This window comes from Rossellomorea aquimaris (genome assembly GCF_008180865.1).
Taxonomy (GTDB): domain Bacteria; phylum Bacillota; class Bacilli; order Bacillales; family Bacillaceae_B; genus Rossellomorea; species Rossellomorea yichunensis.
Genome location: NZ_VTEX01000005.1, coordinates 337786 through 352793, shown reverse-complemented (window position 1 = coordinate 352793; position 15008 = coordinate 337786). Strand labels below are relative to the sequence as shown.

At 43.9% G+C, this 15008-nt stretch carries 10 protein-coding genes and 1 other annotated feature (1 of these 11 running past the window's edge); of the genes, 5 read left to right on the top strand and 5 right to left on the bottom strand.

Going from position 1 to position 15008, the window contains the following annotated elements:
* Window positions 1–35: 35 nt before the first annotated feature.
* Window positions 36–2192: a cell division FtsA domain-containing protein gene (locus tag FZC88_RS19590; protein WP_148996135.1), complete on the bottom strand. Its 2157-nt coding sequence runs from the start codon at window positions 2190–2192 to the stop codon at window positions 36–38.
* Between the two features lie 205 nt (window positions 2193–2397).
* On the opposite strand from FZC88_RS19590, the gene FZC88_RS19585 reads away from it, so the two are divergent.
* The 4 genes from FZC88_RS19585 (at window position 2398) to motS (ending at window position 6601) form a co-directional block, all read left to right on the top strand.
* Entirely contained in the window at window positions 2398–3474 is a 1077-nt protein-coding gene (locus FZC88_RS19585) for a bifunctional 3-deoxy-7-phosphoheptulonate synthase/chorismate mutase (RefSeq protein WP_148970963.1), read from the top strand.
* Window positions 3475–3996: 522 nt separating this feature from the next.
* The gene (gene ccpA / locus FZC88_RS19580; RefSeq protein WP_148970962.1) at window positions 3997–4995 is read left to right on the top strand and encodes a catabolite control protein A; all 999 of its coding nucleotides are present in this window, start codon (window positions 3997–3999) and stop codon (window positions 4993–4995) included.
* 60 nt (window positions 4996–5055) lie between these two features.
* Window positions 5056–5874, top strand: coding sequence for a flagellar motor protein MotP (gene motP / locus FZC88_RS19575; RefSeq protein WP_148970961.1), 819 nt, complete (start codon window positions 5056–5058; stop codon window positions 5872–5874).
* Window positions 5864–6601 carry a flagellar motor protein MotS gene (gene motS / locus FZC88_RS19570; RefSeq protein WP_148996134.1) on the top strand — a complete coding sequence of 246 codons (738 nt, stop codon included), beginning with the start codon at window positions 5864–5866 and terminating at the stop codon, window positions 6599–6601. Before motP ends, motS begins: the two co-directional genes overlap by 11 nt.
* 474 nt (window positions 6602–7075) lie before the next feature.
* Here the strand turns inward: motS and FZC88_RS19565 are convergent, their stop codons facing one another.
* Genes FZC88_RS19565 through FZC88_RS19555 form a run of 3 tightly spaced genes read right to left on the bottom strand, consistent with a single transcriptional unit; the run spans window position 7076 to window position 9564 of the window.
* On the bottom strand, window positions 7076–8251 hold the full coding sequence (locus FZC88_RS19565) for an acetoin utilization protein AcuC (RefSeq protein ID WP_148996133.1): 1176 nt from the start codon (window positions 8249–8251) through the stop codon (window positions 7076–7078).
* Window positions 8248–8895, bottom strand: coding sequence for an acetoin utilization AcuB family protein (locus FZC88_RS19560; RefSeq protein ID WP_148996132.1), 648 nt, complete (start codon window positions 8893–8895; stop codon window positions 8248–8250). The genes FZC88_RS19565 and FZC88_RS19560 overlap by 4 nt, the downstream gene beginning before the upstream one ends.
* Before the next feature lie 36 nt (window positions 8896–8931).
* On the bottom strand, window positions 8932–9564 hold the full coding sequence (locus FZC88_RS19555) for a GNAT family N-acetyltransferase (protein WP_148970957.1): 633 nt from the start codon (window positions 9562–9564) through the stop codon (window positions 8932–8934).
* Between the two features lie 253 nt (window positions 9565–9817).
* On the opposite strand from FZC88_RS19555, the gene acsA reads away from it, so the two are divergent.
* Window positions 9818–11536, top strand: coding sequence for an acetate--CoA ligase (acsA, locus tag FZC88_RS19550; protein WP_148970956.1), 1719 nt, complete (start codon window positions 9818–9820; stop codon window positions 11534–11536).
* A gap of 281 nt (window positions 11537–11817) precedes the next feature.
* On the opposite strand, the gene FZC88_RS19545 is transcribed toward acsA, so the two are convergent.
* The gene (locus FZC88_RS19545; RefSeq protein WP_148970955.1) at window positions 11818–14760 is read right to left on the bottom strand and encodes a transglycosylase domain-containing protein; all 2943 of its coding nucleotides are present in this window, start codon (window positions 14758–14760) and stop codon (window positions 11818–11820) included.
* Window positions 14761–14947: 187 nt separating this feature from the next.
* Window positions 14948–15008 (top strand) — a binding site (T-box leader) (it continues 149 nt past the right edge of the window).

Sequence of the window (15008 nt, the reverse complement as noted above, 5' to 3'; positions counted from 1 at the left end):
AATGCCAGTTTTTTTGTTGTCTGCTATTCTTTCATTCAGCGTGTGGACTGAGGCCAGACGATTTCGAGTTCGTCCCCCTGTTGAATTTCTTCATAAAAGGTGGTTTCCTCTCCATTTTTCAAGAGTAAGAAACTCCCATTCGCATGAGAAGGCATGGTGATTTCAACAGTATTAAATAAGTCCTGGAAGATAAATGAGCTTACTTGTTGTTCTTCAATTTCAATCGAATCCCCGGCAATTAATCGATCGTCCATTTCAAGCCTGCTGCCATTTCGATAAACACGGCTGCTCTCTTTCATAAGCTCTACTTTCTTTCCGTTAAAAGTAATGATGATAGAAGCCCCTGCAGTGAGCTGTTTCTTGGCAAGAATCTCCTTTACCGTTGGGGTAAAGCCTGGTTTATATGAAATGATATCGCCCTGTTGAATCTTTGATGATAGCTTCGCCTCAATACCGTTGATGAATAGTTTTCCACTATAAACAGGGAAGAATGTGTCTTTTCCATTGATGGAAATACGATAGGGCTTAGTGCTTTCTAACCACTCTTCATACCCTGAATGCTTCAACACATCAAAGAGTGATTCCATCAATTCGATCCGGATACAATCACGGTCCTGAATGGTATCATCAAGGGATGCAGGTTGATTGTTTCTGAAGACGAGTGGAGCTAGTAAGAATGGGTTCCCATCTATCACAATCTGTTTTGAAGTAGAGGTGTCTAATAAATCTCCAATCGTTACACTTGGTGAAGACCCGTTCTCTCCTTTGTGAACAGTGATAATATCGTTATTGTTAATTTTTTCATCCAGTGCACTGGGCTGACCATTTTTTTCAATAAGAGGTGCCTGACCATGACCTCCTGGTAAGGTTATATCTTGACCATTGACTGTTACAAAGAAACCATTACCCGGAACCCCGTGCCATTTACTTAGTTTTAAGCCTGCGGCCAAAATACAGTCCCCGACTGTTAAGTCCTTTACTTCAAATAATCGGACCGGCTGATTGTTCACGTGGGCTGTGACGTATTGAACAGGTGTCTGTTTAGCTGCAATGGCGATTCCGATAGGTGTAACGAGCTCTGGTCCTTTCGTTACTTCATCCAATATGGTTATATTCTGAATCGCTTCCACGCCTCTTACTGCGACCCGGTTGTGTGGAAGTTGTAAAGATGAGGCTAATTTGCCCGGCAGCTCAGGTGTTAAGCTTCCTCCTCCTACAAGCATGACGGCTTGTGGAGGCTTTCCATTGTTCAACCGGAGAATCTCTTTGGAAATCTCCCCGGCTAAACGATCTACAGCTGGACCAATTCTTTCAACAACCTCCAGTGCAGGGAAACTCGTTTCAAAACCGAGAATATCGGTAACAGTAATTTCCTCTCTGGACTGAAGCTCTCTCTTTGCCTGCTCGGCTAGAGGAAAATCCAGCAATAGTTCATTGCTGATGGCTTCTGTAATTTCATCGCCGGCTGTCGGAACCATTCCATAGGCAATGACAGTGCCCAGATTTGTAATCGCGATATCCGATGTTCCTGCTCCGATATCAACGAGGGCTACATTGAGTCGTCTCATGGATTCTGGAATCAGTACATTAATCGCAGCGATAGGCTCCAAGGTTAAGGCATCCATTTCCAGACCAGCGCGATTCAGTGCCGCAATTAAAGATTCAACTACTACACGTGGAAGAAAGGTTGCGATAATCTCGACGGTGGCATCTTCCCCCTGCTGATCGATGAGACTTCCGATTTCCTCACCATCCAAACGGTAAAAAAGGACAGAATAACCAACACAGTAATAGTGATAGCCCTTCGTGTCATTTTCATTTTCCGCAGCCAATGCTTGAGCCTGCTGGACAGCGCTTAACTCGAGATGGAGGATATCGTTTTTTTGAAGAAGAGGCTTTCCTGTTATAGTTAATGTGGAAGATGCGGTTGCTGTTTTCAGGGCTCTTCCGGCAGCTGCGACACACACTTTATGAAGAGGGCCGTGTTTCTTCTCCAATTTCTCTTTAATGGAGCTAATGACCTCGGCGACTGCTGGAACGTCATGAATCTGACCATCCAGCATGGCTCTCTTTTTATGTTCTTCTACTAAAATATCTGAAACTTGAAATATTCCGTTTATTTCTTCTAAAATGATCCCTACGACCGATCGGGTTCCGATGTCCAATGCAAATATTTTTTGCGTATTTTTCAATTAGTGTTCACCCACTTTAGCCTATTCTCATACAATACTAAAATACTTTAGCGCTTAAAAGCGTCTAATTAATAAAGAATTTTATCGTGACATTTTGGATCTGTTCTATTATAATAAGTTTCAATATCAAAAATGTATCATACTTTCTTAAAACTATAACAGTTTTTACGTATGAACAGGATAAAAAAAGAAAGGGTGCTGTATTGTGAGTAATCAAGAGCTCGATCAATTACGAAAACAAGTAGACGAGATGAACTTAAAACTATTAGACACCATTAATGAACGTGCTAAACTAGTTCAGGAAATCGGGCGTGTCAAGGAGACTCAAGGAGTATACCGCTATGATCCTGTTCGTGAAAGAGGAATGCTTGATCTGATCAAAGAAAATAATAATGGTCCATTTGAACATTCGACCGTTGAACATATTTTTAAAGAAATTTTTAAAGCCGGTTTGGAGCTTCAAAAAGACGATCACCGTAAAGCACTGCTTGTTTCCCGTAAAAAGAAACCGGATGATACTATCGTAACGATCAACGGAGATTCAATTGGAGACGGAAAGCCTCACTTCATTTTCGGACCATGTGCGGTTGAATCTTACGAGCAAGTAGCAGAAGTGGCAAAAGCCGTCAAAGCAAAAGGACTTAAATTGCTTCGAGGCGGAGCGTTCAAACCGAGAACGTCACCTTATGACTTCCAGGGTCTTGGGATCGAAGGATTAAAAATCCTTAAAAAAGTGGCGGATGAATATGATTTGGCTGTCGTAAGTGAAATCGTAAACCCAGCCGATATCGAACCCGCATTGGAATACATTGATGTGATTCAAATCGGTGCGAGAAACATGCAAAACTTCGAGCTGTTAAAAGCAGCAGGAGCAGTGAAGAAGCCCGTATTACTTAAACGCGGTTTAGCTGCAACCATCGATGAGTTCATCAACGCTGCTGAATATATCATTTCACAAGGAAATGGAGACATCATCCTTTGTGAGCGAGGAATTCGTACGTACGAAAAAGCGACAAGAAACACATTGGACATTTCGGCTGTCCCAATTCTTAAGCAAGAAACGCATCTGCCAGTATTCGTGGATGTAACACACTCAACCGGACGCCGAGATCTGTTGCTTCCAACGGCGAAAGCAGCACTTGCCATCGGTGCAGATGGTGTAATGGCTGAGGTTCATCCTGATCCTGCCGTTGCCTTATCCGATTCTGCCCAACAAATGGACTTAGATCAATTTGATCATTTCTATCAGGAGCTGCTAAAAGGAAGAACGATCGAAGTATAATATATAAAAGAGAAGGGTTGGATCCTATATATGGGGTTCAACCCTTTGTTTTTGATTTTCTGCTGTCATTGTGGGGGGTTTTTATAAGAAAAGCCTTTTTTATTACTTATGAGCAGCATAAGGACCAAATAATGAATGATTTTCAGGTGAATCATCTAACTTGATTTAGGATATCAGCGGAATTTTCATTTTATCGGCGAAATTCTGATTTTAACGGCGAAATACCAAATATATCGGCGAAACACATCCTCTTCTACAGTAAGCCTCTATTCTGGTAGTCGCTCTTTCTGCATGCTATAATCAACTTTTTATCAAGATAAGGCGGAGTCGTTGCACGAATATAGAGACTATCGTATGATTATCATGGTAATTGCAGATAAATAACCTATATACATTGAAAAAACACTAACGTGAATATAAATATGTGCATTTTTTAACAAACTATTGTAATCGTTTTTCTTTAGGTTTATTTAGTGTAAAATAAGATAAATAAATGAGTAGAAGAGTAAAGGAGAGTTAGCTATGAACGTTACAATATATGATGTAGCAAGAGAGGCAAATGTTTCCATGGCAACCGTTTCACGTGTTGTCAACGGGAATCCCAATGTAAAGCCTGCAACAAGAAAGAAAGTACTGGAGGTCATTGACCGCCTTGGGTACCGTCCGAATGCAGTAGCAAGGGGACTTGCAAGTAAGAAGACAACAACGGTCGGAGTCATCATTCCGGATATCTCTAATATTTTCTATGCTGAATTGGCACGTGGTATTGAAGATATCGCAACGATGTACAAATACAATATTATCTTAAGTAACTCGGATCAAAATGCCGAGAAGGAGCTTCATCTTCTCAACACGATGCTTGGTAAACAAGTGGACGGAATTCTGTTCCTTGGCGGGCACATTTCAGAGGAACATGTTCAGGAATTCGAACGTTCCCCGGTTCCAATCGTATTAGCTGGAGCAGTGGAAGAAACAAACAAGGTTCCTTCCGTTAATATCGACTACAAAGCGGCTTCCTACGATGCTGTTACGGAATTGTTGGAAAAAGGGCATAAGCGTATCGGATTTGTAAGTGGTCCTTTCCACGATACAATCAACATGAAGTTTAAATTAGAAGGGTATCGTGAAGCCCTTGCCAAAGCCGGAGTTGAATATAGTGACGACCTGGTTGTTGAAGGTGAATACACATATGATTCAGGACTTGAAGCATGGCAGAAGTTTTCTGAGCTTGAGGACAAGCCGACCGCTATATTCGTCGGAAATGACGAGACGGCCCTTGGAGTTGTTCACGGTGCCCAGGATCAAAACGTGTCCATCCCCGATGAAGTTGAAGTAATCAGTTTTGATAACACAAGACTTGCGCTTATGGTCAGACCACAGTTAACTTCCGTTGTTCAGCCTTTATATGATATCGGGGCTGTGGCGATGAGATTATTAACGAAATATATGAACAAAGAAACGGTCGAAGAATCCACAGTAGTTCTTCCTCATCGAATCGAACATCGGAACTCAACAAAATAAGAAGTTTGTCGATATAAAAGATAAAGACAAACAGAACTTAATTTTGTAGGGAGAGTCAAAATGAAAAAGCTTGATGTTCTTACACCGATCGGGGTTGTAGTAGGGTTTCTATTCGTCGCTTTTGCCATCATTACGAACGCTGGTATTACAGGCTTCAGTTCCTTTATAGATCTGCCGTCCATGTTTGTTGTCATAGGCGGTTTGGTCGCTGCCATGCTTGTCAGCTTCTCTATTAAGGAATTGAAGCAATTGGGGAAAGTGATGAGAGAATCCTTTCGTGACGAGGAATACGATCTTCAGGGCCTCATTCGCACGTTTGTGACACTATCAGAAAAAGCGAGACGTGAAGGCCTTCTCTCACTAGAGGCGGAAGTGGAAGAGGTCGAGGATCCTTTCATTCGAAAAGGGGTCCTGTTAGCCGTCGATGGAATTGAGCAGGACGTGATTGTGGATATCATGAATGCCGAGATCATCGCTTTAGAAGAACGGCATCGTAAAAATAAAAGTTTACTGGACAAGGCAGGGGAGTATGCACCTGCCTGGGGGATGATCGGGACCTTGATCGGTCTCGTACTGATGTTAAAGAATTTAAATGATCCAGCGTCATTAGGGCCAAATATGGCCATCGCCTTATTAACGACTCTATATGGATCGATCCTTGCAAATCTTGTCTTCTTACCTATGGCATCCAAATTAGCGATGAAAACAGAAAAAGAAGTGTTTATGAAACAAATCGTGATTGAAGGTGTCGTTGGGGTACAATCAGGTCAGAATCCGAAAATATTGGAAGAGAAACTGAGAGTGTTCTTATCCAATGAGGAACTGGAGATGTACTCTGCTGGCAGGAAGCAAGAGGAGGCAACATTCCATGATGCGTAGACGAAGACAACCGTCTCAGCCTACGGGCGCACCAAAATGGATGGTAACCTTTTCTGATCTCATTACTCTTATTCTCGTATTCTTTATTTTACTATTTTCCATGTCTCAAATCGATATCGTGAAATTCAGGACCATCGCTGATTCCTTTCAGCAGCGTCAAATACTGGAGTTTTACCCTTCTGTCATTCCATTTGAGAATCCTTCAGCTGAACCTGAAATGGAGAAGGAGAAAACTCAGCCTCAAAGCAGTGAGGAAACCGATAAAGAGTTGAATCAGCTTTTAGCCGATATTCAGAGCTACTTGAATGAAAATAAACTTAGTGACGTTGTAGTGGCCACAAGAACCGAGCGTGGAGTCGTGCTTGTCCTTCAGGAGCAAGCACTGTTCGCTTCAGGTGAAGCAACGGTCCTTGAGGACGCATATCCGTTCTTGAATAAGGTGGGCGATCTTTTATCGAGGATCCCAAACTTTGTGAAAGTGGAGGGACATACAGATAATCGTCCCATCGGTACATATCGGTTCCCATCAAACTGGGAGCTCTCCTCTGCAAGGGCCAGCAGTGTGATCCGGTATCTGGTTCAATCCGAAAACTTAGATCCGAAGCGCTTCATTGCCGTCGGATATGGGGACACACGACCCATTGCACCCAATGACACAAGTGAAAATCTTCAAAAAAACAGGCGTGTGGAAGTGATCATAACAGATCCTGCATATGAGGAACAATAAAAACCAAGGACTTCTCAATGGGATGAGAGGGCCTTGGTTTTTTTTCGTATTCTTGCCTTATGCTTTTCGCCTCTGAACGAGCCGCCTCCGCTTTTCGATTGTCCAGCTCCGTCGGCTAGGCCCTCGAGGTCATAAGTCAAGAACACCAAAAAAGCAAAGGACGCCTTTCCGATGTTCTCGCCTTATGCTTGTCGGGCCTGAGCGAGCCGCCTCCGCTTTTCGATTGTCCAGCTCCGGCAGCTAGGCCCTCGAGGTCATAAGTCAAGAACACCAAAAAGGCAAAGGACGCCTTTCCGATGTTCTCGCCTTATGCTTGTCGGGCCTGAGCGAGCCGCCTCCGCTTTTCGATTGTCCAGCTCCGGCGGCTAGGCCCTCGAGGTCATAAGTCAAGAACACCAAAAAGGCAAAGGACGCCTTTCCGATGTTCTCGCCTTATGCTTGTCGGGTCTGAGCGAGCCGCCTCCGCTTTTCTGTTTAGCTGCCAGGCTTTTGCCTCAGTTGTTGCCGAATGGAATAAAGGGCTTTCTCTACGGTTTGTTTATTCTTCTCAGTGATTTCGCCTTTTCTCGGAATCGGCTTGTAAATGTCAGGTCTATCCCACCATTCATTTGGCAAGGTGACCCCTGCTTTACTTTGCCAGCGTTCTGTCCATTTCCCAGGGAAGGAAGTGGCGAGGTCCATTCGACCGGTCATCTGCATCCAAATCATGCTCCAAGCCCTTGGGACGACTCTCCAAATGTCATAACCGCCACCACCAACGGCAATCCATTTACCATCGCAATACTCATGAGCAAGCTCATGGGCGATACGAGGGATTTCCCGGTATATATTCATGGTAGCCGAAAGGTGGGTGAGTGGGTCATAATAATGGGCATCTGCCCCGTTTTGAGTCAAAATGACGTCGGGTTTGAAGAATTCAATGACTTCACGAAAGGACGTTTCGTAAGCTTCGAGCCACGACTCATCCTCTGTAAAGGCATCGAGGGGGATATTGAACGAATACCCATATCCTTTTCCGTGACCGCGCTCATTGATATTGCCTGTCCCCGGGAAGAGGTAGCGGCCCGTCTCATGGATGGAAAGGGTACACACGTCCGGGTCATCGTAAAAGGACCACTGAACGCCATCTCCGTGATGGGCATCTGTATCCACGTATAGGACCCGGGCCCCGTACTTTTCCTGCATGTAGCGGATCGCCACCGAACTGTCGTTATAAATACAGAAGCCTGATGCTTTCCCTTTGAAACCATGATGCAGACCACCACCGAGATGAAGGGCATGCTTCGCTTTTCCCGTCATGACAAGATCAACGGCCGTTAACGTACCGCCTACCAAATAAGCACTCGCTTCATGCATTCCTTGAAACATCGGGGTATCTTCAGTACCAATTCCAAACCCTTCTGCCTGATCTTGAGAGAGTTGGCCGACACTCGCTCTTTTGACGGCGTTTACATAATTGGGATCATGATTAAGAAATAACTCTTCATCGGTAGCCATTCGTGGTGGAACGATTTCATCTGATTGAAGAGCATTTGCTTCTTTGAGTAAATCCATCGTCAGGGTCAATCGGGTTTGATTGAAGGGATGCTCATCAGAGAACCGATACCCGAGGAGTTCGTCTGAATAGATGAAAATAGCATCTTTTGTCATGAGGAGATTCCTGGCATGTTTGGCCATAACACGTCATATCCTTCTTTCTTTAGATCATTGATCACATTCATCGGATTCATCGTTCTTACTCTGAACACAAGGATTTTGAACTGCTCGTCCTTTTTATCCGGATAGACAAGTACACTTTGAATATTGGAGTTATTCCTTCTGATGATACCTGCTACCTCGTAAAGAATGCCCGCTTTATGTGGGACTTTCACTTCGATTTGAGAGCCGGGCTGATGGGCTCCCGTCAGTTGAATGAGCGTGTACAGCAGATCGGTTTCAGTAATGATTCCGACCAGCTTCTTTTCCTTCAAGATTGGGAGGCAGCTGATCCGGTGCTCATAAAAGAGAGCCGCAACCTCTTCAACAAAATCGAGAGGATGACCTGTGATCACATCTTTCTTCATGATCAATTCAAGCGGATTCTGCATTTCATTGCCAGGGGACTCATCATGAAAAATAGATGGGGTGCCGTCTTTTACATCACGGTCACTCACGATCCCGATCACTTCCATATCATGATTGGTAATCGGGATATGCTTGATCTTCTTCTCCCGCATTAATTTTATGGCTGTTTCAATTGTATCGTCTGCCTTTAAAGTTTCGACTTTCGTTTTCATAATTTCTTCTACAATCACGTTCTCCACCCCTTTAGAAAACTTGTCAGAATTCCATTAATACATAAAACGATTCATAAACCTCAGTTGATCAAATCGTTGGATGGAATCCGGGTCCACTCTTGTACCGATTCTCGCCATTAAACAATTAGCTGGATGGGAACTGATTTCAGGGTCATCCGTTGCGTAATATTCCAACCCGCCGGCGTTCATCATTTTTTCCATCACTTTACGATATTCCCACACGTTCAGGCCGGTCCCTTTTAAATCCCAGTGCCAATAATATTCAGTCGTAATGATGATGTAGTCTTCCATATGATCATCCATCATGGAAACCTTTAATAGATTTTTTCCGACTGAAGCCCCGCGGAATTTAGGAATGACTTCTATTGCTCCAAGCTCAATCAGATTATCCATTTTCCCCTGAGACCAGCGTTCAAGGGGATCAGGATATAAATATGTAACATATCCGACAATCGTATGATGATCTCTCGCGATCAGGATTCGTCCTTCTGGTAAACTGGCAATCTCTACAAGGGCTTTATGCTGCTGGGCAGGGGGTCTGAAAGCGACCAAGTCCTCGTGAAAGTCAAGCCTTGATAATTCTTCAGCGGAAATCGGACCTTCAATAATGATATTTCCCTTTGTTGTTTTCAATTCTGTTGCATTATAGGTTTTTTTCAATTTCATCTGGACACCACCTAAAGATATTCCTCAAGTCCATTATACATGAAATTAAAAAATGTATAGCGCTTTCACAAAATTTTCAGACGTTTGAAGCGGTGATATTATTCTGCAATACCTATCTGGGACAGGGGTTTGAAGTGTTTTTATTCTGATTACAGCTAAGAGGTCATAGTGGCAGATTTTTTAAAAAATTGAGAAAATATTAAATTTATACTATAATAAGATTGTAATTTCTTACATAAGGGGGATGCGGTATATGAAAGTGGAAGCGTTACCAGTAACGAAGGGAAACTATAATCTTGAAAGCTATGAAAATACGTATGAATCATTTGATTGGAAAGATGTCGAAAAAGAATTTTCATGGTCGGAAACAGGACGTGTCAATCTGGCCCATGAAGCAATCGACCGACATGCAGTATCTTTCAGGAAAAATAAAGTCGCTCTTTATTACCGAGATGCAGAACGTGATGAAAAATATACGTACTCTGATATGAAGAAGATGTCGAACAAAGCAGGAAATGTATTGAAACGTTTTGGGGATGTTGAAAAAGGTGACCGTGTCTTCATCTTCATGCCGAGATCACCGGAATTGTATTTCTCCGTATTGGGTGCGATCAAGCTGGGTGCCATCGTAGGTCCTCTGTTTGAAGCTTTCATGGAGGGAGCCGTTCGTGATCGTCTGGAGGATAGTGAAGCTAAGGTACTGATCACGACCCCTGAGCTTTTGAAGAGGGTCCCGGTAAGTGAACTTCCAAACCTAAAGCATGTTTTCTTAATTGGGGATGAGGTACAGGAGGACGATGTCCATGTTGACTTTATGTCCAAATTTGCTGAAGCTAGCGATAAACTGGCAGTGGAATGGGTAGACCGGAACGATGGGTTGATCCTTCACTATACGTCAGGGTCCACAGGAAAACCAAAAGGAGTCCTTCATGTCCATAACGCTATGATCCAACATTATCAAACTTCCAAATGGGTACTCGACCTTCAGGAAGAGGATGTGTATTGGTGCACAGCTGATCCGGGCTGGGTCACAGGGACTTCATATGGAATCTTCGGTCCGTGGCTGACAGGTGCCTCGAACGTCATTGTAGGGGGACGCTTCAAGCCGGAGAACTGGTATAAAACGATCGAAGATTATGGAGTAACGGTTTGGTACAGTGCTCCAACCGCATTCAGGATGTTGATGGGTGCAGGGGATGAAGTCGTGAAACAATTCGACTTAAGCTCGCTTCGCCATATCCTGAGCGTAGGAGAACCGCTGAATCCGGAAGTTGTCCGCTGGGGAATGAAAGTATTCAATCTGCGCATCCATGATACATGGTGGATGACGGAAACAGGCGGTCAATTGATCTGTAACTATCCGAGCATGGAAATCAAGCCGGGATCCATGGGGAAACCATTCCCCGGAGTGAAAGCGGCGATTGTGGATGATCAAGGAAATGAAGTGCCTCCATACCGCATGGGGAACCTAGCGATCAAAAAAGGCTGGCCGTCCATGATGAACCAGATCTGGAATAATCCACAGAAGTATGACTCATACTTCATGCCTGGTGACTGGTATGTTTCGGGAGATTCAGCTTATATGGATGAAGACGGATATTTCTGGTTCCAGGGCCGGATTGATGATGTCATCATGACGTCTGGAGAACGAGTAGGTCCATTTGAAGTAGAAAGCAAGCTCGTAGAACATCCGGCAGTTGCCGAAGCAGGCGTTATTGGAAAGCCTGATCCGGTTAGAGGCGAAATCATCAAAGCATTCATCGCTCTTCGCGACGGATACGAAGTGACAGATGAGCTGAAAGAAGAGATTCGCCAATTCGTGAAAAAAGGATTAGCTGCCCATGCGGCTCCAAGAGAAATCGAATTCAGAGACAAGCTGCCAAAAACACGAAGCGGGAAAATCATGCGTCGAGTGTTGAAGGCATGGGAATTAGACCTTCCTACCGGTGATTTAAGTACAATGGAAGATTAATAGATGAAAGAACCTCTGCTCTTGGTGAGTAGGGGTTTTTTTGTGGTCTGGGGTGTGGGAGGCGAGGGTGGTGGAAATTGTCGATTTATGAGAAGTGGCAGGTAAACTAAAAAAATGGCAGATAAACTGAATAACCGGCAGATAAAATAAAAATACGGCAGATAAATCTCCAGAATGGCATGAAAGATTAAGGGGAGAGTCCAAATCCAGCCCTACACCCTCATCCAATATAAAAAAACGAGCAAAAAGTAAATACTTTTGCTCGTTTTTTATATTGCGATCTAATTCTGCTCAGCAGGTGGTTCAGGTTCGGTTGGTGGCTCGGTTCCTCCATCGCCACCGCCGCCGTCACCGCCTCCATCATCAGCAGGAGGTGGTGGCTCAGGCTTGTCTGGTTTAGGGGGGGGATCAGCCGGTTTATCACCAGGCGGTTTCGGATCCGTTGCCGGCTTCTCAGGCTTCGGTTCCGGTTTTGGCTCTGGTTTTCCGATTTGTACAGTGTTGGAAGCTGCAGATTGTTTTCCAGCTACATCAACGGCAACCACATAGAAATCACCATTTCCAACGGAAACTGAATAATTCCCGCCAGACTTGACACTGCCGACCTTGCCGCCAGATTTACTATATACACGATATCCGACGACATCTCCGCTTGCAGAAGGGGTCCAAGTGATGGTATTACCATTAGCACTCGCTTTAACCGTCCCTGGAGCAACTCCGTCGTCAGAAATTTTGTTTTCTGCAATCAGAACATTTTTGAATCGATTGTCACCTTCTGGAATGAGTTTATTTGGATCTCCAGGTACAGAACCAAATACATTCTTCACAAAGTCAGGATTCAAGATCACTCCCGGTTGTGAAAATTCTTCCGGCGTATTAGGCAGTGCTAAATATTTCTTTCCGTTTACCATGACATAACGGCTCATGAGTAAGCTGTCATCTGTTTTGGTTGGTACATATTTAGCGTTGAATAAGTCACTTTTCACTAACCCGGCCTGACTGCATGCTTCTGATGGAAGCAATCCGGAAATGGAGCAGAAGGATCTTCTTACAATGCCTTCCGGTGCTGTGAACGAACCTTCGGGATCAATCAGTTCAGGAGCCAGGTCTCTCGTATCATTCAATAGGTATGACCATAGGCGGATATTTCGCAATCCATAATGTCCATATTGTGCTCTCGATGCTGCTGTATTTAATGATGACGGTGTATCGTATCCGAACCAGGTTCCGAATGTAATGCTCGGATTGGATGCGACAAACCAGTGATCCTTGTATTCCTGACTCGTTCCGGATTTCCCGGCCCAGTCAGAACCAAAGTTCAGGAATTTCTTCGCATAGCGACCTGTCCCAAGTGAATGATCCAGGGTATCCCTCATCATATCGATGGCAAGGTAAGCCGTTTGTGGACTGAATACATCCACCGGTTCTACTTTATGTTCGAACACCACATTGCCATCTTGATCGACAATTTTATCGATCATGTAGGCATCTATGAATTTCCCGCCATTTGCAAAAGTAGTATAGGCATTTACATTTTCTTCGACTGTTACACCACTTGTGGTGGCTCCCAGTGCAAGTGACAGGTTGTTATCATATCTGCTGTTTAGTGATGAAAAGCCCATTTTCAGAAGGAATTCTTTAAATGGATTTCGGTTATAGATATTGGCATATGTTCTTACAGCAGGTAAGTTCAATGATTCTGCAAGTGCATATCTTGCAGGGAAAAGTCCACGTTCATTAAGCGAGTAGTTTTCAGGCGTCCAGCCATTGATATTGACACCAACGTCAGGAATAGGGGATCCAGGTGAAATGTATCCGTATTCCAGTGCCGGGGCATAAGCAAGTAAAGGCTTCATGGTAGACCCGTTCGATCTCAGTGACTGGGTGGCGTGGTTGATTTGTTCCGTTTTAAAGTCACGGCCGCCAATGAAACTGATGATGCGCCCTGTTTTATTTTCAATCATGATCGCTCCGACCTGAACCGGCTCCTGCACCTCAACTTCTTCTCCTGTCTCAGGGTCCGTTCCCGCTACATATTTCGGAGGTCCATACATTTCGTAGGCATCTTTCGTCTTTTGCATTTGGTCATAGATTTTTTTATCGATGGTTGAGTGAATCTGATAACCGCTTTGACGAACATTGCGGTCCGCGAGCGTTCGGTATTTTTCTTCAAGTTCATCATTATTTTCAAGATCCTGTTTTGAATAGCCGTCTTTTTCGGCAAGTACATCCGTCATGATGTCCACTGCTCTGCTTTCAAGTTCGGCAGTCAGCCAAGGATATTGTTCACTCGGTGATGCCTTAGGCTTGATGAAATCTTTCGACAGGTCATAGGCAACAGCATCATCGTACTCTTTTTTCGTAATATAACCTTCTCGGTGCATTCTGTAGAGTACAGTGTTTTTTCGGCTCATTCCAGCTTCCAGATTCTCTTTCATTTCTCCGCTATTGGTAAATGGAGTATAAGAGAATGGGGCTTGTGGAAGTCCTGCAATGAACGCAGATTGAGGCAAGGTTAAGTCCTTGGCGTCGACTCCGAATATCCCTTGGGCAGCAGATTGGACCCCGGCGATATTTCGACCGGATGAATTACGTCCAAGTGTCGCTACATTCAGGTACGCTTCCAGAATTTCGTCCTTTTCAAAGAAACGTTCCAAGCGAAGGGCGAGGAGTATTTCCTTTGCTTTTCTTTCAAATGACACTTCATTCGTCAATATTTGGTTTTTGATTAGCTGTTGTGTGAGTGTACTTCCACCTGATTGAGTGGAGGAATTGGTGAATTCCTGTAGTACGGCACGCATGATCGCTTTCGGTACAACACCGTTATGTTCTTTGAAGTATTCATCTTCCGTGGCAATAACAGCATTTCGCAGATCTTCAGAAACATCTTTGAGCTTTACTTCTTCCCGCTCCAAGTCTGTTCGGAGTTTACCCAGATATACATCATTGGCAAAGTATAGCTGCGATGTTTCTTCGTAGTTGTAAATGTCCTTTTTCATTTGGTCATAAGGACGGATCGGTTCTTCCTTGACGAGAGAAGCGAAATATCCCGCTCCGACTCCTCCTGCAAATGCGAATCCCAGTACAAAGATCACGACCAGGATCAACGACAGATTCCAGAATACTCCGTATGTAATTCTTGCTCGTTTTTGAACTCCAGTATTTGAAAAGAACCTGATTGCAGGGTCTAGTTTTTCGAGTAATTTGTTCCATTTTTCCTTCATATATCATTCCCCCCAGAACATTCCCATTATAGCATATTTACAAGAAGGCTGTCGTAAAAAGTCAAATAAAATGGTCTTTTATCATGCGTTTAGTTGACTAATATTTTAGAATATGGTAAAAACCTTATATAGCGAAATGAATGACGATCCGGCACACAGTCGGATTTACTTACAAAAAATTGAACGTGTGATCGCAATGAGAGGAATAAGTAGTCTGCCTTCCCTGTTATAAAGAGAGTCAGTGGTTG